Source organism: Vallitaleaceae bacterium 9-2, assembly GCA_038396585.1.
Lineage (GTDB): Bacteria > Bacillota > Clostridia > Lachnospirales > Vallitaleaceae > UBA1351.
The window spans coordinates 1,302,996-1,322,493 of the sequence record CP121691.1; the positions used below are offsets into that span (position 1 = coordinate 1,302,996).

The window sequence follows — 19,498 nt, forward strand, 5'->3', positions numbered from 1 at the left end:
ATATGTCTTACTAACTTGATAATAAATTGACATGGTGTATAATTATTTTATGTACAAATAAAGGAGTAATATAAGGGGGACTTGATGAGCAGTAATAAAAAAATAATAAAGCCTTTTTTTGAAAAAAAAGGTAAAATTGTGATTGGTATTATAGCAGTAATATTTTTTTGGATATTATATAAATGTGGAATCAGAATTACTTATTCGCCTAATATAGCATATAATTGGGAGGCAATTAGTGCATTTGCAACAGTTGCCGGCGTTGCTATAGCGGCCCTTATTCCGGTTACACTTTGGTATATGGATAAAGAAAATGAAATTAAAAAACAAGAAATAGGAACCTCAAATCTTCAGCTATTGGAGGAGTTAAAAGAATTTAAAGATGAGTATAATGATAAAATAGAACATTTATGCAAGATGATAGATGATGAAGGGAAATTTATTATAAACGATAATATAAGGAGTTCAAATCGAAAAAGAGTAAAATCAGAACATGATCTTTTAAAAGAAAGAGCATTAGCATATGTCAAGGTTGGAATGTCTGTTAATACTAATAGAGTTGCAAAATATCTTAATATAAAGGAACCAAGAGCATCAAGGATATTAGATGATTTATATTCAGAAGGAAAGATTAGAAGTAACAGATACACAAGATTAGCGATAGGAAAGAAAAATAATAAAAATGATGAAAAAATTTGGAGTATAAAACATTAAGATTACATAGAGTCAATAGGTTCTTCTGGCTCCTGAAACCCATGCGGGTACGGACGACCCCAAAAGTCATTCAGTTACAAAAAAGATTTTTGGGAGGTTTCCGTTTCCGCTTTTTTGTTGCAATCAAATATTACCGATTTTGAAAGGAGTGATTCTGGTGGCAGTGAATAATACCATGGATACTTTATCAACATTGACCGTCTCCGGGAAAACCCTGGGGAAAATTTTAAATGTGACGGACCGACGCATACGACAATATGCTGAGGAAGGTGTTATTGAAAAAGCCAGTCGTGGGAAGTATATGTTGCTTCCCAGTATTCAAAAGTATATTGCTTCACTCAAAGCAAACAATGAAGCAGATCAGATGCATGAGCAGCAAGGTAAATTAAATTACGATGACGAGCATGCCAAGCATGAAGTAATCAAACGCAAGATTGCTGAGATTCAGTTAGCAAAAATACAAGGTGAAGTTCATGCAGCAGAAGATGTTCGTATAGTGATGGAAAATATGTTATCCAATTTCAAAGCACGATTACTAGGGGTGCCATCAAAGATGGCGCCTTCTTTATTGGCCAGAAATGAAATAAATGTCATTCAAAATTTACTTGAAGGTGAACTCAATGAAGTGCTTGAAGAATTAGCTGACTATGATCCTGCATTATTCCTGTCGGAAGATTATATAGAACTTGACGATGAAGAGGATGAATATTATGAACTCGACGAAGAAGATACCGAAGAGGACGATTAGACTTTTTCGCTCGATTGCTAAAATCGTTGCACCGCCTCCAAAGTTAACCGTCAGTGAGTGGGCAGATAATTTTAGAAAGCTTTCACCGGAAAGTTCGGCTGAACCCGGACAATGGAGAACAGATCGAGCGCCTTATCAGCGTGAGGTCATGGATGCAGTGAATGATCCAGAAGTTGAAACCGTTGTTGCTATGTTTAGTTCACAGGTTGGAAAGACTGAAATGGAACTGAATATCTTGGGTTATTACATGGATTACAATCCTGCACCTATTATGATTCTTTTACCAACAGTTGACTTGGCCAAGTCCTTTTCAAAGAAACGAATTGCACCAATGATACGAGATACTCCAGTATTAAGTGCCAAGGTCAGTGACAGTAAGTCGAGGGATTCGGATAATACCATACTAGAAAAAGGATTTCCGGGTGGATATGTGGTCCTTGTTGGATCCAATTCACCAACAAACTTATCATCAAGACCGATTCGAGTGTTATTAGCAGATGAAATTGACAGATTTCCGGATTCAGCAGGTGATGAAGGTGATCCATTAAGCTTGGCCGAGAAAAGAACGAAGACGTTTTACAATCGTAAGAAGATTTATGTTTCGACGCCAACTGAAAAAGGCATTTCACGTATTGAAGACGAATACGAGTCTAGTTCAAAAGAACAGTGGTGCTTACCGTGTCCTGTTTGTGGATATTATCAGCCCCTATCATGGAAACAAATTCGTTTTGAAGATGTAACCATGGAATGTTGTCATTGCAAGGAGCGAAGCAATGAATTTGAATGGAAAAATCAAGAAGGTAAGTGGATTGCACAAAATCCTGAGGTCAAAGACAAGCGTGGCTTTCATATGAATGCATTAGCATCTCCATGGGAGCGCTGGCAGACCATTATTGATGAATTTCGGCGCTCAAAAAGTGATAAAGAGAAGTTGAAAACATTTATCAACACATATCTTGGCGAGAGTTGGGAAGATCAAGACGGAGAGATGGCCGAAAAGGACACATTGATGAAACGACGAGAACGATATGAGTGTGAAGTACCTGATTCAGTTCTGATATTAACTGCAGGTGTTGATGTTCAGGATGACCGACTTGAGATAGAAGTTGTTGGTTGGGGTAAAGGTAATGTCAGTTATGGAATCCAATATCGTATGTTTTATGGTGATCCGACCGAAGATGCAGTTTGGAATGATTTGGACATGTATCTACAAAAAGTATTTACTTATGCAGATGGAAGCGGTATTAAGATTGCCGCATGTTGTGTTGACTCCGGTTATCAAGCCAATGAAGTCTATGCTTTTTGTAAGAAGCGTGAGCATCGACGCATCTTCGCTATCAAAGGGCGTGGAGGATATGGGATTCCGTTTATATCAAAACCAAGTAGAAATAATCGATATAAATGTGCGTTATTCTCCTTAGGCGTTGATGATGGAAAATCAAAGATTATTAGTCGATTAAAAATTGAATTTGAAAATAATGAAGGGTACTGTCATTTTCCGATTGAAGCTGATCGGGGATATGATGATTACTTTTTTAATGGGCTAACATCTGAGCGTCGTCGCTTTAAATATTCTAAAGGTAAGCGTACAGTGGAGTGGATCAAGAAGAAGGCCCATGCGAGAAATGAGGCGCTTGACCTTCGAAATTATGCAACGGCTGCCCTTGAAATACTGAATCCATCCTTTGAAGTTTTAGAACAACAGCGTGAACGCGGTGAAAGTATTCCGGTAACAGCCCAGAAAGTCAAAAAGCGACGTCGAGGCGTTGTAAATAAGGGAATTAGGTGATAGGAATGAATATAACGATCCAAAAAGAACGCTTAGCAAAGATAAAGATGCGATTAGACCAATACTATGAAGCTGAAATGGCTGTTTTGTCTAGTCAAAGTTATAGCATTGGAGGTCGAAGCTTGACCAGGGCTAATCTCGGAGAAATTCAGGCCATGATTGATACATTAGAAAAGAAATATGATGAGATTGATGGATTGATCAAGACCGGAGGCCGTCGAAAAGCCTATCGAATTGTACCAAGAGACTTATAAAGGGGTGATTATGTGAATATTATCGATAAAATATTAGAACCCATCAGTCCTCAAATGTATTTAAATCGCCAGATTGCGCGTAAAAAGATGCAAATACTCAACTCCGGATATGATGAAAGTGGGGCAAGCCACACCAAAAAATCTATGGTTGGTGCCACATCAGTCAGTGGAAATCCCAACCAAGATATTAACGACAATCTCGATACGCTTAGAAATAGATCAAGACAGCTATTTATGAATGGCCCGGTGGCCACATCAGCCATTAAAACAAATCGAACAAATGTCGTAGGAAGCGGACTGAAACTAAAATGTCGCATTGATCATGAAACTTTAGGGCTGAGCGAAGAAGAAGCTGCACAATGGGAAAAGAAAACAGAAAAAGAGTTTGAACTATGGGCTGAATCAAAGTTTTCGGATGCAACAAGGGTGAATAACTTTTATGAGCAACAGCAACTGGCCTTAATGAGTTGGTTACTTAACGGTGATGGGTGGGGGCTAGTTCGAAATCGGGAACCAACTGCATTTATGCCCTATTCCATTTGCATTCATTTGATTGAAGCGGACCGAATCAGTACACCCTTATCCAATTCAAGTATGGATGCCATAGAATCCACAACTGGGAAAGCCAAGAACGGAAACCGTATCTTTAATGGTGTAGAAGTTGATAAGCATGGAGCGATTGTAGCTTATCACATATCGGATTATTATCCCAATGATATGAAAATGCGAACATGGCAACGAGTAGAAGCCTTTGGGAAAATAACCGGTAATCCAAATGTTATACAGCTCATGGAATCCGAACGATGTGAACAATACCGAGGAGTGCCATATTTGGCACCGGTGATTGAAACACTGAGACAGATCACAAGATATACTAATGCAGAGTTGACAGCCGCTGTCATCACTGCTTTTTTTACGGCATTTATCAAGCAAACAGGTCCAACAAATGAAAATCCTTTTGGAGAATCCTTTAGCGAAGAAGATCGTATGGATGATGCGGACGAAACAACTTATGAGATGGGTGCAGGAACAATAAATGTGCTGGGTGTAAATGAAGATGTTGTTTTTGCCGATCCTAAACGCCCGGCAAGTGGGTTTGATGGCTTTGTGACGGCTATGATGAAACAAATTGGTGCTGCACTGGAAATACCTTATGAATTGTTGACCAAATCATTTCTTTCATCGTATTCAGCCTCACGAGCAGCTCTCTTGGAAGCCTGGAAAGCCTTTCGAATGCGACGAACATGGTTTGCCAATGACTTTTGTCAACCCATTTATGATATGTGGTTATCCGAAGCGGTTGCTATCGGGCGAATCAAAGCGCCGGGCTTCTTTAATGATCCATTAATTAAAAAGGCATGGTGTTCTGCAGAATGGGTTGGTCCTGCACCGGGTCAGATTGACCCGGTTAAGGAAGTGAATGCTTCAATTCTTCGTGTCAATCAAGGTTTTTCGACACGAGAAAAGGAAACCATGGAACTTACTGGAGGTAATTATGCAGATAATGTACGTAAACTGGCTAAGGAAAATGAAATGCTGATGACAGCGAGGGGAGGTGAAGAGGATGGCAAAGATAAGTAACAAAATTCAAATGGTCTATAACTTTGTACAAGTAAGAAATGACCTTACAGAAATCCTAATATATGACGTGATTGCCAATAAAAAGTCATATAACTGGTGGAAAGACGAGGATGGAGACGAAGTGACTCCTATGCAGTTTCGTGAAGAACTGAATGCGGTTACGACCCAAAACGTATGCGTACGTATTAACAGTGGCGGTGGAGATGTCTTTGCTGCAGAAGCGATTCGAACAGCGATTCAGGAAGCGAGAGCAAATGGAATGCAAATCACATGTAAAATTGACAGCTTATGTGCAAGTGCAGCAGTAGGTATTGCAGCTGCATGTGAATCAAGAGCTATTGCATCAAGCAGTTATTTCATGATTCATGATCCGCTCAAACTTCTGATTGGTTATTTTAATGAAACAGAGTTGATGCAACATATATCCATGCTTCAAACCATCAAAAAAGGCATTATCAATGCATACGCCAAGATTACCAGCAAGACAGAAGAGGAAATCCAAGATTTAATGAAAAAAGAAACTTGGTACACGGGCGAAGAAGCCGTTGAGGAAGGTTTTTGTGATGAAGTCATGTTTGGAGCAGACGAAGAAGAAAATGAGCAAGCAGATGAAGACGAAGTCATGAATTTGTTTAGTGTGGTCAATCAATATGACTTTAAAAATATTCCGGATGCAATCAAAAACCAAAAGCAAGCAAAAAAGAAACAAGCAAGTGACGTACCTATTAATAAATCTAAAGAAATGGAAGGTGAAGCAGACGTGGAAATTAAAAATATTGAAGAATTAGAAAAGCATTACCCGAATTTTGTCAATCAAATCCGTCAAAATGCTATCAATCAAGGGGCTGAACAAGAGAGAAACCGCTTAAAAGCAATTGATGAAATTGCAAATAACATGGATGAAAAGCTTGTTAATGAAGCTAAATACGGTGAAACAGTGATGGATGCAGGTACATTAGCTCTTGAATCCATTAAAAATCAAGCGCAAAAGGGTGCTAATTATCTAAAAAATGCGCAAAACGATGTTGAAAATTCTGGTGTTGAAGAGGTAAAAGGAGCAACATCCGACAACACAGATGTACAAGACAATGCCGAAGTCGTTGACTTCATGATTGCAGGAGCAGAAGGGAGAAGATAAGCATGGGAAATTTATACGAGCAAACAGGAAGTTATGAACCAGACAATCTAATCGTTGGAAATACGATTAATACGTCTTTAAAAGGCATTACAATTGCATCCGGACAAGGTGTATTAAATCGCGGAACCGTAATTGGAATCATAACAGCAAGTGGACTTGGAAAAGTATGTAACACGGCATCAGCAGATGGTTCAGAAGTCGCATCAGTTATTTTAGCTGATGAGGTAGATACGAATGAAGCGGATGTAGTGGCGGAGTGTTATCAGTCCGGAGAATTTAACCGAGACGCACTAATTTTTGGTGGTACAGATACTGCATCCGATCACGAAAAGGAACTAAGAACTGTTAATATCATTTTGAAAGACGCTGTATAAGGAGGAAAATAGATGCCTATTCAAATTTATCAAACACGACAAATGTTGGCTGCTATCAATAAGATGAAAGCACCAAAAACATTTTTAAGGGACACGTTTTTCCCTAACGTTCAAACCTTCGTAACAGAAAAAGTAGACATAGACTTCAAAAAAGGGCGCAGAGAGATGGCGCCTTTTGTAGCACCACGCGTAGGAGGTATTGTCGTTGATCGCAAAGGATTTACAACAAATACCTACAGCGTTCCTAGAATTTCACCTGAACGCATTATTACCGGTGACGATATCAACAAACGTTCCATGGGAGAAGCGGTATATAGCGTAAAAACTCCGGAGCAAAGAGCTGCTGAAATGATGGGACGAGATATTCGAGAACTCGATGACAGCATTACACGTCGCGAAGAGTGGATGTGTAGAGAGGTTATCTTAAACGGAAAAGTGACGATGCGCGGGCTTATTGATGACAAGAATGAAAACTACATCGAACAAGTTGTTGATTACTCATTTTCCAACAAAGAAGCGCTGACTGGTATAGACCTTTGGTCAGATGCCGGATCAGACCCATATGAATATCTTAAGCAACGCCGACTAGATATTATTAAAAAGTCAGGAAAAGCACCAAACGTAGTTATCCTTGCAGGTGACGTTGAAGCAGCCTTTATTAATCATCCAAAGATTAAAGAAATGAATGACATTCGTCGCTATCAAATGAGCACGATAGAGCCTAAGATCGTGAATGATGCAGTGACGCTTATTGGATACTTACCTGGTCTTGGCCTAGAAATTTATCGCTATGATGAGTGGTTTATTGATGATGACGGAGTAGAACAATCCATGATTCCGTCGAAACATATTATTATTGGACGAACTGGCATGGCAAAAATGATTTATGGTGCAATCACGCAAATCGAAAATAACGGTTTTGTGACCATTGAAGGTACACGTATTCCTAAAAACTGGGTAGATGCAAACAATGACGTTGTCAAATTAAGACTTGGTGCCAGACCATTACCTGTACCGGAAGATGCAGATGATTGGTATGTGGCCCAAGTACTTGAATAAAGGAGGGCCTATGATTCAGATAGTTAATTACTCTGTTCGCAGTGGTGGAAAACGATATCTAAAAGGTGAAGTGCTGAAAGGACTATCACCAAATGAAGAGAAACGCTTGGTTAAGCTTGGTTATGCAAAAATTGTTGAGACAGTGGATGCAAAAGCTAAAATCAAAGATGAGTTAAACCTTAGAAATATTACAGTGGAGGAAGCAAAATCACTCATCGAGGATATTCGAGACGTGGATAAACTCTATAGTATTTTGGAGCAAGAAGCAGCCGGCAAAGATAGATCATCTTTAATTGAATTTATTGAAGATCAGATTGAAGAAGTGGCTGGTGAGGCGAATGAGCTTTAAAGAACAAATTCAAAAAGACCATGTTAGCTTTATTAACATTAATGAAATGGCCGAAATTGTAATCATTGATGGAGAGGAAACGGAAGCGATATATAATCAAAAGACAGTGGATGACTTACAAGATGGTATTTATACAAAAAAGGACGAGCTCTTTGTGGTTTCGTCTTTTTTTGATCCCATTCCGGTACCTGGAGAACGCATTAAGGTCAATAATAATTATTTAACCGTTGAAACGGTTGAAAACTTTGGAGGTTTGTGTCATATCGTCTTTGAAGGAGTGGATTCTTAGTGAATATACATTTTGAAACAGGACGTGTTGAGCAACGTTTGGGTCAATTCAAGAAGGAAGCACCCAAAGTGATGAGCCGTGCTATCAATCGGGCGATTTCAGCAGGAAAAACACAGGCATCCAAAGATACACGAGCTAAATATGCAGTAAAGGCTAGTGATGTTAACCAAACAATTGCCATAAAAAAGGCAACAAAGAACAGACTTGGCGCATCTTTTATATCTAAAGGTCCAAGACTTTCCTTGGCTAAGTATCGAACAACACCTTCAGCACCCAGACCTCAAAAGCCACCAAAGAGCTTAAAAGTTATGATTGAAAAAGGTAAAAGAGTTCCCTATAAGGGGGCTTTTTTAGCTGAATCAGGATCATTGAAGGTCTTTAAGCGTATACAATCGGCACGATTGCCAATTAAAGAGCTTACAGGTCCGGCAATTCCACAGTTACTTAAGGGAAGCCTAAAAGAAAAAACGACTGAAAAACGAGCACATGAGGTTTATCGATCACGATTAGATCATGAAATCAAGCGGATATTGGAGCGTGGTAAGGGATGATACCCACTGAATTAGTTGATGAAATCATTGAAGAAACAAAAAAAGTCTTTCAAAACAAGCAATACAAGAAACCAAATGGTGAATTAGGTGCTTTAAATATTTATCCGCAAGATATTCCTTATAAAAAGGGAAAGCGCGATGAAGATCACTACCCACTTATTGTTGTGGCTATAGAAGATGGGGATATCGTGGAAGAAAATAACTGTAATATCGCCGTACTGATTGGAACGTTTGATGACAGAGAAGACCGTCAAGGTTTTAGAGATGCGACAGGGATTGCTAACAAGATTATTGAACGTTTTCCTATTCGAAGTCAGATGAGTAAATATCGGTTAGCTTCAATGAACTATCGGTTTCCGGCAGAAGATACCAGGGAGTATTGCTTTATTACACTAAGCATGACTTGGGAAGTGCCACAATATACACCTACAGATCCATTAATCTAGAAAGGAGAATGTCATGTATAATCATGGGATTTATATTAAGGAAAACCCAACGAAAATGGCGCGCCCGACGAGTGTTGAGAGTGCAATCCAATTTGTTGTTGGTACCGCACCGATAAATATGACCGACGGAAAGGTCAATGAGTTGGTGCTTATCCATAGCTATGAAGAAGCGGTTCAGAAATTGGGCTATTCAAATGATTTACAAAAGTATACGCTAATGCAATCCATAAATGCGTGCTTTGAAATTTTTAACGTCGCTCCAATTGTTGTTGTTAATGTTCTTGATCCACAAATTCACAAAGCTGCAGTTGCCGAAGCGATTCACCCGGTACTCAATAAAGTTGTCCATATCGAGGAAGAAGGAATCCTTCTCAATGAGAATTTTGTTGTCAAAGATGAAACAAATACAACGACCTATGAAAAGGACGTTGATTACACAGCTAGTTTTAACCTGGATGGAACATTGAAGATTCGTCTATCAGATGTCCTCACAGATACAAGCGTGAGTATCAGTTATGAACAATTAGATCCATCGTTAGTAACAGATGACGAAGTAATTGGCCAATATGATACAGAAACAGAAACCTATACCGGTATTCAACTTGCAGAATTGGCCTTTTACACCTTAGGCATTAATGTTTCCACGCTTCTTGCCCCAGGATATAGCCATAAAAAAACGGTCGGACAAGCATTAACGAGAAAAGCGAAGAAAATCAGTGCTCTCTTTTCCGCAGAAGCCCTTGTGGATTTAGATACTACTGTAGCGCCAAAATATTCAGATGTTGCAGCTGAAAAATTAGCCATGGATATTCGAGACACATATGGGGTCATGCTTTGGCCAATGTTATCAAGAGGTGGTAAGCGATATGCTTATTCTGCTCTATATGGAGCACTTTTAGCAGAAACTGACAATAAAAATGACGGAGTACCGTACGTATCAGCGTCCAATAAGGCGCTTAAGGTAGATGCGGCGGTACTTAGTGACGGCACAGAGGTCTTTTTAACCATTGAAAAAGCCAATGAACTCAATGGAAACGGTGTTGTAACAGCGATCAATCTTCTTGGGTGGAAGTCATGGGGAAATAATACCTCAGCGTATCCGGAAGTTGATGACCCTAAGGACCGTTTTATTCCAAGCCGACGAATGTTTAACTGGTGGGGGAATCGATTCATTCGAACCTACTTTGATAAGGTGGATTCGCCCATGAATTTACGTCTAATCGAAGCCATTGTGGATAATGAAAACGTGATTGCAAACGGTTATAAAAGCCGGTATCAGATTGCTGAGGCAAGGATTGAGTTTGTTCAAGAAGATAATCCTGAGTGGGAGCTCTTAGATGGGAATATTCGTTTTAATCAAATCTTGACAACTTTCCCACCTGCAAAGCAAATCATAAATACTTTGGAATTTAACACCAATGCCTTGACAACCGCTTTGTTTGGAGGTGAATAAGATGAACATGGTCCCGGATAAGATTAATAATTTCAATGTATACGACGAAGGTAACGTGCTTGTGGGCGTTAGTGGTGAGATTACTTTACCAAATCTTGAGTCAATGTCTGAAACAATTAGTGGCGCAGGTATTGCTGGTGAAATCGATATGCCGACACCAGGTCATTTTGGATCGATTAGTATCGAGATCCCCTTTCGAACCCTTTATGATCAATCATTTAGCTTATTATCACCGAGAGGGCGTATTATTACCCTTAGAGCTTCTCAAAGTTCATGGAGTTCAACCGAAGGTAAGTTAGTGAATAAAGGGTTAAAAATCACCCTCAAAACCATTCCAAAAGGGCTTGATTTAGGCACAATGGGTGTGGGAAAACCAACAGGATCCACAAACTCCCTTGAAGTTTTATATATAAAAGTAGAGCTCGATGGAAAAACGTTGCTAGAACTAGATAAACTAAACTATATTTTTGTGGTTAACGGTGAAGATATCTTAAAAGATGTTCGTAACCAGATTTAGGAGGTATTCATGGATAATAATGAACTAATTACGGTTGATGGGAAGGAAGTTGATGATTCACTGATCATCACCTTTAAAAAACCCTATACATTTGAAGGTACAACATATGAAGAGCTGGATATGAATGGATTAGAAGACTTTTCTACAGAGCAATTTGAGTTGGCCGAACGTCAATACACCAATTCAGGTAGTTTTTCAGCCATTCCTGAAATGACAGTAGGTTTCGCAAAGTATGTAGCTTCCGTTATAACTAAAAAACCTATTGAGTTTTTTAATGGGTTGCCGGCAAATGAGATGGTAAAAGTAAAAAACGTGTGCGTCGGCTATTTCTACAATTAGGACTACGCATCGGAGATGGGAAAAAGTTAAAAAAGATGGTGATTCGCTTGGCAATAAAAACCAATGCGAATCTTTTTTTGTATTTAAAAATTCCCATCGAAGAGCTTTTTGAAATAGTCGATGAGATAAGGGAGATGTCGGAGCATGGCAAGTAAAAAGATGACATATGAAACGGTCTTTGAGTTAGGCGGTAAAATAGAAAGCTCCTTCGGAAAAACGTTTAAAAATGCAAGTAAGCAAGTCAATGGCCTTCAACAAACATCAAAAAAAGCAGAGAAGTCAACACGAGGTCTTACCGACGCTTTAAAGTTAGCGACAGTGGCTGCTGCAGGATATAAAGCCTTTTCTTCGGCAAAGCAATACGCCGAAGAAAGCATCGATGCAGCCAAAGTTCAGATTGAACAAGAAACAAAGCTTGCCACAGTCGTCAGGGAAAGAGCTAAGGCAACAGATGAACAGATTGAGTCAATCTTAAAGTTAACAGCTGTTCAGCAAAATCTTGGAATTATTGGTGATGAAATTCAGATTGCAGGTGCGCAGCAGTTAGCAACATTCCTAAATCAAACCGATTCCATTGAAACCTTGTTGCCGGCAATGAACAACTTATTGGCTCAACAAAAAGGTCTGAATGCATCCACAGGCGATGCCGTAAGTATGGGGAACATGTTCGGTAAAGTTATGAATGGCCAATTAGGTGCTTTGTCTAAGGCAGGTATTTCTTTTACAGAAGCTCAGGAAGAAGTCTTAAAATATGGGACGGAATCCGAGCGAGCTGCCATGCTGGCGCAAGTCATTACAGACAATGTTGGTGCAATGAATGAAGTCATGGCTAAAACAGATAGTGGAAAGCTTCAAAATGCCACTAACCGCCTTGGAGATATGCAAGAAGTCATCGGAATGAAACTATTGCCGATTCAAGCGGAGTTTTATAGTTGGTTTGCCGATCAGATTCCAACCATGCAAAGTCTTATTTCGAGTTTTATTGATAAGACAGAATCAGGGTTTGGAAAGGCAAAGAATGTTTTCAGTCAAGTAAAACCATATATAACGGCTATCATTAACACCTTTAAAGATCTGGCGCCAAACATTGATGTCATTCGTGATCAGATTACCTGGCTAAAAGATGTTGCCCTTGAAGGATTTACCAATATCAAAGCCGCAATCGGATCATCGTCCGATGCCATAAGCCAGCTACCGATTAACGAAGTGGTGCAAAAGGTAAAAGATACTTTTATACTTCTTGGTCAAGCGGCTAAACCTATTCTAGAGTACATTATTACAGTAGGTTTACCAGGCATTATTAGTACCGGTGCATCGGTTATCCAAACAGTTGCAGACATCTATAATTTTATTCAAAACAATTGGTCAACATTTGAACCCATTATTTATGGTGTTGTTGGCGCTATAACTGCTTTTAAGACGATTACTCTTGTTACAAAGGGGGTTATGATGGCCTATAAAGCAGTTATGCTGGTTGCAACCTTGGCCACGTCTGGATTTGGTGCAGCAGTTGCATTTGTTACATCCCCGATTGGTATTGCAGTATTGGCGATTGGGGCATTAATCGCTATAGGAGTTCTAGTCTATAAGAACTGGGATAAAATCTCGGTATGGCTTAAGAAGACATTTACGAATATAAAGAATGGTGTCGTCAATATATTTAATGGAATCGTTGATTTCTTCAAAGAATGGGGACCTTTAATTCTTGCCATCATTACAGGACCTTTTGGAATGGCGATTTATGCCATCATAAGTAATTGGGAGACAATAAAAGAATTTTTCTTTAATCTCTGGTTAGGAATACAAGAGATATTTTCAGGTATTGGACAATGGTTTGGTGAAAAATTCATAGAAGCAGTAACAAATATAAAAAGTGCCTTTGAAGGAGTAAAAGAATTTTTTACAGGCATGTTTAAAGGTGTCATTGATATATTTAAAGGCTTTGTGAATATGTGGATCTCAATCATCAATAATATGATTGAAAAGATTAATGGCATTCGTATTGATATACCGGACTGGATATCTGAAAAACTTGGAATCGGTGGCTCAATTGGCTTTAATATTCCTAAAATCCCGCAACTTGCAACTGGTGGTATCGTCACACGATCAACTATATTAGAAGCTGGAGAAGGGCGCGAGAGCGAGGCCATACTTCCATTATCAAAACTTCAATCGCTACTTGATATGCCGTATATCGGTAGTGGTGGGACGATTATCTATGCCCCACACATTGAAATCAAGGGAAATGCTAATGAAACAGACATTGAACGTATCTTAGCCGAAGATAAAGCGAGATTTGAACGATGGTATAAAGCAATGAAGGCTAAAGAAAAACGAACGAAGTTTTAAGAGGGTGACTGAATGTATAGAACAAAATCAGGAGATACATGGGACAGCATTGCATACGAGCAGTATGGTGACGAAAGAAAAATGAAAGTCTTGATGCGTGCAAATCCTATGTATCTAACTATTGAAATCTTTCCGGAAGGTATTTTATTAAACCTTCCGGAAGTATCAAGTACTGCGGTGAATTCACAAGTACCACCATGGAGGCGCCTATGAAAACACGTAAAGCAGATTTAGTGATTGTTTATGAAGGGGTCAATATTACACAAGATATAAAAAGTGATGTTGAAGACTTTTCATTCACAGATAATGCATCAGGAGCAGCCGATGACATTTCTTTATCTTTAAACAATACAACAAAGAAATGGATTCAAGCATGGCAACCTATAGAGGGTGATATTATTAAGGCCGTCATTGAAAGCGGTAATAAAAGGCTTGAATGCGGTGTGTTTTATGTGGATGATATCGGATTTAGTTTCCCACCGGCAGTTGTTACAATCAATGCGGTTTCAACGCCTGTTGAATCAGATTATGTCAGTGCTAAGCATAGTAATTCATTTTTGAAAACAAACTTAAAGTCCATACTTGCACAAGTTACAAAACGACATCAAATGAAATTAGTTTATGATTCGTCAAGGAATCCTATGGTTACTTATGCAGAACAAAAAAATGAAAGCGACTCGGAATTTGTGGATAAGCTATGTCAGCACTGGGGATTATCGGTAAAAGTGTTTAATCATCAGTTGGTTATTTTCTCAGAACCGGAATACGAAAAAAGAACATCTATAGCTAATCTGGACTTGAGTGATTTTGAATCGGTAGAATGTAAGAAGCGCAAAAATGACTGTGATTATAATGGTGTGACCCTTGCTTATGCAGGAGGCGTCTATAAATATATTGTACCTGGAACAAATGGATCAAAAATACTAGAACTTGATGAGAATGTAACTACATACGAGGAAGCAGAAGCGGTTGGAAAAAGCAAACTTCGTGAAAAAAATAGAGAAGGAAAAGTTATTTCAGGAACTCTTGCGGGCGACGCTAAGCTCATTGCTTGTGCAACCGTGAATATTACTGGACTTGGTCTGTTTGACGGACGCTATTATATTGATAAAGCGACGCATTCCTTAGAGCCCCATAAAACGTCGCTTGAATTACACCATGTATTGGAGGGATATTGATGAAGGTTGGTATTGTAAGCCAAGTAGACTATACAAACAAAACAATTCGTGCGGAACGTCTAGGCATTGTGAGTCAGCCTCTATATATGCTCAAGAATCACGATATTGAACCTGTTAATTTGCCACTCATTGGTCAACGTGTTGTCTATGAGGTCATAGATGGAACAGGGGTATGCTTTGGCATATTGGTGGGAGCCACCACCGGTGAAATCATATGATAGGTTCTTTTGGAGAGGCAATATTTGAAGTATCAGACAAACGCATACATACATTTACTGGATTTTCTCGAAATGTCAGTATTCGAAAAGAAACACATAATAGTATTGGACAAAAACCAAAAACAGAAGTCATTGGCCCGGAATTAGATTCTATTTCATTTACAATCACGCTTAATAAAAACTTAGGGATTGATGTAAGACAAGAGATGGATCGGTGGGTAGGCTTGGTTAGAGAAGGGGAAGCTCACATGCTTATCATTGGAAACAAAGCACTTGGTGTTGATCTATGGCTGGCGGAGAGTATCGGCGAATCTTGGGATATAATCAGTGTCAATGGTACGATTATATCCGGGAAAATTAACGTGACGCTTCAAGAGTATGTGAGGTGATGACAAAATGACAATAGGAAGACCAAATCTTATTCTAAATGCAAAGGGAGATCAGGCATTATATCAGAGACTAATGGTATTTCTGACTACAGTTAAAGGAACCGTCCCACTAGACAGGGAATACGGCATTAGTAATGATATTTTAGATGGGCCTATACCACTTGTCAGTGCAAAACTTCGAGCGGAGATATATATACAATTAAAAAATAGATTTGATATCGTCCCTGAATCGGTCAGCTTTGATTTTGAGGACGATGTTTTATATCCAAAGGTGGTGATTAACCGATGAATTATGATAACTTACCGGAACTTGATTTTTTTCAACTTACAGTCAATGAATTACTAGAAGAAATGATCAATGATTATGAATCGGCCCATAAAGAGCAAAAAGGCGAATCCATTACTCTAGAAGTTGGAGATCCAATCAGAATATGGATACAGGCACAAGCCAATCGTATGTTCCAACTTGCTGAACTAGGGAATTATATGGCAAAACAAAACTTTATACGCTATGCAACCGGTGATTCGCTTAAAAACAAGGTGGCTTTTTTGGGAGTAGAGCAGCTTGCTGCAAAGAAGGCAAAGACCAATATCCGGTTTTACCTAGATGAGCCGTTACAGCAAGTGATTCAAATACCTGCAGGAACAATCGTATCAACTGCTGATAATACGAATTTTTTGACATCAAATGCAATGACGCTTTCCATTGGACAAATGGAAACTTTTATAGAGGCGGAAGCAGAGGAATCAGGGACGGAGGGTAACGGATACCTTCCGGGTCAAATAAATGCGCTTGTGAGTTCGGTGCCCTATGTAAAAGTAGTAAATACAGTAACGTCTTATGGTGGAGCAGATGAAGAAACGGATGAAGACTTAAAAGAACGCTTTTCATTGGTTCCTGAAAGCTTTAGTACAGCCGGTCCTGGTGAGGCATATGAATACTTTGCCAAAAGTTTTAGTACCTTAATTCAAGATGCGAAAGCTGATCAAAGTAATCCAGGAGAAGTCCTTCTAACAATTTTACTTGAAGATGGCGAAGTACCAAGCCAAGTTTTTTTGGATGATGTCTTTGAATTTTTAAACGACAGAAAGCGGCGACCCTTGACCGATCATTTAATTGTGCAAGGTCCCTCAGTGGTTAATTATTCAATTGATGTTACATATTACCTTTCAGAAGATTCTGATGTGGAAGCAACGACATCAAAAATTGAAAATGCAGTAGCAGATTTTGTGCTTTGGCAAAAATCTAAAATTGGCCGATCAAGAAATCCATCAGAACTGATTCGTCGCATACTTGGAGCAGGAGCTATTCGCGTGGAAGTATTATCACCTACTTATTCAACAACAGGTACAACAGCAATCCAAGTGGCTGATGTCATATCGGTTCAATATGGAGGTGTAGAAAGTGCGTGACTTAAAAGATTCTAAGCTATCCCTAAACTTACCAGGTAGCATCCTTACGGAGTCGATACAATTGGGCAGTGATGCAAGTGATTCAGCATTTCATAAGCTATTAGAAGGCATGCTAAAAATATACATAGATGCTGATACAGCAGATGAAAACACATTAGACCACATGGCTGTCGAAATGCATGCAGATTTTTATGACAGAAGTTTTGACATATCCATAAAAAGGCAATTGGTCAAAGATGCTTACCTTTATAAATGCTATAAGGGAACGCCATTTGCTGTTGAGCGACTCATCAAAACAGTTTATGGAGAAGGAGAAGTTAAAGAATGGTTTGAATACGAAGGCGAACCCTATCATTTCAGAGTGTATACCAGGAATCGGACAGAAGTCGAAGAAAATCGAGAAACTTTTATGAAGGCTATCGGTTCCGTGAAAAATTTAAGATCATTTTTAGATGACATTATTATTGAATATAACTCGCATAAGGAGTTGTCTAGATTTACGCATGCTGAATTAGCAGCATATACGCATTTTCAACTTAGAGAAGAGATTTTAACATCATCAAATGAGCCATCTACTCCACCAACGCCTACACTACCTAGTCTACTTGATGAAAACTTAATAACTAACAAAACATTTGTAGATACGACAAACTGGGTTGGAGTGTATACTTCAGATGTTGTTGCCATAGATGGGAATTTACGGGTGACAGGAAACAATGCAACATCAATCAGGGCATATAATGATGATACGGATATGACAGGAGCACAGGATCAAGATGTCTATTTTATGATGCTACACGTTAAGCCTACGAATGGAACGCCATCAGAAATATCATTAAAATACCGTGCAAATGGAGATGGGGACAGGACATTAAAGTCAACATCTAACATAACGCTTGGACAAGTGCATGAGCTATATGGTATGGCTGCATTAGAAGCGGGAATGCCTGGCATGGATCGGGTTGCGATTTACAATACATATCCCTCGGGAGCCGATCATATTTATTATATTATGGGATATGATGCTTTAGCGGATCCGAAATATGTTCCTTTGTGTATTAACCTATCTAAATATGATCGTGAAAATGAAACAACTTATGCTGCAACAAAGACGGATGATGAAATTGCATCCATGATACACGAAGAATTAAACACACAAAGAGAATCTAGTTTGTTATCCTACCCTACGATACCAATACCTGCCTTTGAAGAAACCTGTAGTGCATCACAGGCTGCCAATATTTTGTCATGGCAATATCAAGATAATGACTTTTGTGGCAATGGTGATGGTACAGATCTATATTCGGATTGGCGAAGTGATGGTGGCTGGTCTACAAACAAGGAAGATGTCATCATATCACGTCAATGGAATAGTAGTGAATCAAAAGCAGCTTATGCGGCTAACTCAATGTCCGGAGATATCAATAAAACACCTCAAGGCTACCTAGATGATTCATCATCACAAAGGTATCTACAACTATTGATGGTTGCTTATAAGAATGACGCTTCAAATACAGCGCTTAGAGACGCAATTATTAAAGGAATTAAATTTATTTTAAGATGCCAATATACAGGCGATACTACAGTAGGCGATTACAGTGGGCAACCGATTGATTTAGGTTCAGCGTCCGGAGGTTTTGGATCCGTAATGCCTCGTGAAGATGGAGCGGATGGAAATGCAGATGCAATGCATTATCAAAATAGAATTACTTACAGTGATGATGTGACCGCCGAAGTCATGATGTTATGGACAAGAATCATCAATGAAGTACATCCATTTGATGCATCAACTGCGTTGACTAATCTTAAATCAGTTTACACTGATTTGATTTCCGACGTAACGGCATCATACAACGCTTGTTTAAACTGTATTATCGATAGTCAAATTATAAACCAGTCGGGTCATAAGACCGGTTGGGGTGGATGGCATGATATTTATGATTTGTCGCCGGCACCTGGACGATTGTTTGAACCTAGTGATTATTGTGACATGCGTGCGCATTATGGCATCGTTGAACTGCTATTGACAATATCAAACAGGTCTACAGCTGTTAAGAGTTGCCTTGATGGAGCAATCACATTTTTAAAAGCATCAGCTAGATTAGATGCCGTGTATATTTATCCACTGAATAGTAGTAAAGATTGTTTTGTAACATCATCCGGTAATCAAGTGTGGCCAAGGTTTACCCATCCGGACACATACACAGGTGTCTATTCAACAGGAAGTGGGGCTTTTTTAACGATGCCAAATGTAAATCAACCATTTACGATTGACCCTAGAAGTAGCTATGGTTGGGGAACGGACAAATGTGAGCCTTACATGACATTACATAAATCATAGGAGGTATAT

General features: G+C 39.1%; 23 protein-coding genes. All 23 read left to right on the top strand.

The window, feature by feature from the left end; all coding sequences use genetic code 11:
• Positions 1 to 84 precede the first annotated feature (84 nt).
• The 23 genes from QBE53_06040 to QBE53_06150 all read left to right on the top strand — a co-directional run bounded on the left by QBE53_06040 (position 85) and on the right by QBE53_06150 (position 19,489).
• Positions 85 to 714: a hypothetical protein gene (locus tag QBE53_06040; protein WZL82670.1), complete on the top strand. Its 630-nt coding sequence runs from the start codon at positions 85 to 87 to the stop codon at positions 712 to 714.
• A gap of 157 nt (positions 715 to 871) precedes the next feature.
• Positions 872 to 1,462 (top strand): hypothetical protein, encoded by a 591-nt coding sequence (locus tag QBE53_06045; GenBank protein WZL82671.1) that lies wholly within the window; start codon positions 872 to 874, stop codon positions 1,460 to 1,462.
• On the top strand, positions 1,425 to 3,251 hold the full coding sequence (locus tag QBE53_06050) for a phage terminase large subunit family protein (GenBank protein WZL82672.1): 1,827 nt from the start codon (positions 1,425 to 1,427) through the stop codon (positions 3,249 to 3,251). Before QBE53_06045 ends, QBE53_06050 begins: the two co-directional genes overlap by 38 nt.
• A 5-nt stretch (positions 3,252 to 3,256) precedes the next feature.
• Entirely contained in the window at positions 3,257 to 3,505 is a 249-nt protein-coding gene (locus QBE53_06055) for a DUF6148 family protein (protein WZL82673.1), read from the top strand.
• A 12-nt stretch (positions 3,506 to 3,517) separates the two neighbouring features.
• Positions 3,518 to 5,086, top strand: a complete 1,569-nt coding sequence (locus QBE53_06060; protein ID WZL82674.1) for a phage portal protein — start codon at positions 3,518 to 3,520, stop codon at positions 5,084 to 5,086.
• Complete coding sequence (locus tag QBE53_06065) at positions 5,070 to 6,224, top strand: Clp protease ClpP (protein ID WZL82675.1); 1,155 nt, start codon at positions 5,070 to 5,072, stop codon at positions 6,222 to 6,224. The genes QBE53_06060 and QBE53_06065 overlap by 17 nt, the downstream gene beginning before the upstream one ends.
• 2 nt (positions 6,225 to 6,226) lie before the next feature.
• Complete coding sequence (locus QBE53_06070; GenBank protein WZL82676.1) at positions 6,227 to 6,598, top strand: head decoration protein; 372 nt, start codon at positions 6,227 to 6,229, stop codon at positions 6,596 to 6,598.
• A 12-nt stretch (positions 6,599 to 6,610) separates the two neighbouring features.
• On the top strand, positions 6,611 to 7,657 hold the full coding sequence (locus QBE53_06075) for a major capsid protein (GenBank protein WZL82677.1): 1,047 nt from the start codon (positions 6,611 to 6,613) through the stop codon (positions 7,655 to 7,657).
• A 10-nt stretch (positions 7,658 to 7,667) separates the two neighbouring features.
• The gene (locus QBE53_06080) at positions 7,668 to 8,006 is read left to right on the top strand and encodes a hypothetical protein (GenBank protein ID WZL82678.1); all 339 of its coding nucleotides are present in this window, start codon (positions 7,668 to 7,670) and stop codon (positions 8,004 to 8,006) included.
• Positions 7,996 to 8,295, top strand: a complete 300-nt coding sequence (locus QBE53_06085; protein ID WZL82679.1) for a hypothetical protein — start codon at positions 7,996 to 7,998, stop codon at positions 8,293 to 8,295. Before QBE53_06080 ends, QBE53_06085 begins: the two co-directional genes overlap by 11 nt.
• The gene (locus QBE53_06090; protein WZL82680.1) at positions 8,295 to 8,846 is read left to right on the top strand and encodes a phage tail protein; all 552 of its coding nucleotides are present in this window, start codon (positions 8,295 to 8,297) and stop codon (positions 8,844 to 8,846) included. The genes QBE53_06085 and QBE53_06090 overlap by 1 nt, the downstream gene beginning before the upstream one ends.
• A complete protein-coding gene (locus QBE53_06095) occupies positions 8,843 to 9,292 on the top strand; it encodes a hypothetical protein (GenBank protein WZL82681.1) in 450 nt (149 codons plus the stop codon). The genes QBE53_06090 and QBE53_06095 overlap by 4 nt, the downstream gene beginning before the upstream one ends.
• Positions 9,293 to 9,305: 13 nt before the next feature.
• Positions 9,306 to 10,745, top strand: a complete 1,440-nt coding sequence (locus QBE53_06100) for a phage tail sheath family protein (GenBank protein WZL82682.1) — start codon at positions 9,306 to 9,308, stop codon at positions 10,743 to 10,745.
• Between the two features lies 1 nt (position 10,746).
• On the top strand, positions 10,747 to 11,262 hold the full coding sequence (locus tag QBE53_06105) for a phage major tail tube protein (protein WZL82683.1): 516 nt from the start codon (positions 10,747 to 10,749) through the stop codon (positions 11,260 to 11,262).
• 9 nt (positions 11,263 to 11,271) lie between these two features.
• Positions 11,272 to 11,601: a hypothetical protein gene (locus QBE53_06110; protein ID WZL82684.1), complete on the top strand. Its 330-nt coding sequence runs from the start codon at positions 11,272 to 11,274 to the stop codon at positions 11,599 to 11,601.
• A 144-nt stretch (positions 11,602 to 11,745) separates the two neighbouring features.
• Positions 11,746 to 13,950, top strand: coding sequence for a hypothetical protein (locus QBE53_06115; GenBank protein ID WZL82685.1), 2,205 nt, complete (start codon positions 11,746 to 11,748; stop codon positions 13,948 to 13,950).
• Positions 13,951 to 13,962: 12 nt separating this feature from the next.
• A complete protein-coding gene (locus QBE53_06120) occupies positions 13,963 to 14,163 on the top strand; it encodes a tail protein X (GenBank protein ID WZL82686.1) in 201 nt (66 codons plus the stop codon).
• Positions 14,160 to 15,128 carry a contractile injection system protein, VgrG/Pvc8 family gene (locus QBE53_06125; protein ID WZL82687.1) on the top strand — a complete coding sequence of 323 codons (969 nt, stop codon included), beginning with the start codon at positions 14,160 to 14,162 and terminating at the stop codon, positions 15,126 to 15,128. Before QBE53_06120 ends, QBE53_06125 begins: the two co-directional genes overlap by 4 nt.
• Positions 15,128 to 15,346 (top strand): hypothetical protein, encoded by a 219-nt coding sequence (locus tag QBE53_06130; GenBank protein WZL82688.1) that lies wholly within the window; start codon positions 15,128 to 15,130, stop codon positions 15,344 to 15,346. Before QBE53_06125 ends, QBE53_06130 begins: the two co-directional genes overlap by 1 nt.
• Positions 15,343 to 15,735: a phage tail protein gene (locus QBE53_06135; GenBank protein ID WZL82689.1), complete on the top strand. Its 393-nt coding sequence runs from the start codon at positions 15,343 to 15,345 to the stop codon at positions 15,733 to 15,735. Before QBE53_06130 ends, QBE53_06135 begins: the two co-directional genes overlap by 4 nt.
• Positions 15,736 to 15,742: 7 nt before the next feature.
• On the top strand, positions 15,743 to 16,024 hold the full coding sequence (locus QBE53_06140; protein ID WZL82690.1) for a hypothetical protein: 282 nt from the start codon (positions 15,743 to 15,745) through the stop codon (positions 16,022 to 16,024).
• Positions 16,021 to 17,148: a baseplate J/gp47 family protein gene (locus QBE53_06145; protein ID WZL82691.1), complete on the top strand. Its 1,128-nt coding sequence runs from the start codon at positions 16,021 to 16,023 to the stop codon at positions 17,146 to 17,148. The genes QBE53_06140 and QBE53_06145 overlap by 4 nt, the downstream gene beginning before the upstream one ends.
• Complete coding sequence (locus tag QBE53_06150; protein WZL82692.1) at positions 17,141 to 19,489, top strand: phage tail protein I; 2,349 nt, start codon at positions 17,141 to 17,143, stop codon at positions 19,487 to 19,489. Before QBE53_06145 ends, QBE53_06150 begins: the two co-directional genes overlap by 8 nt.
• The last annotated feature ends 9 nt before the right edge of the window (positions 19,490 to 19,498 follow it).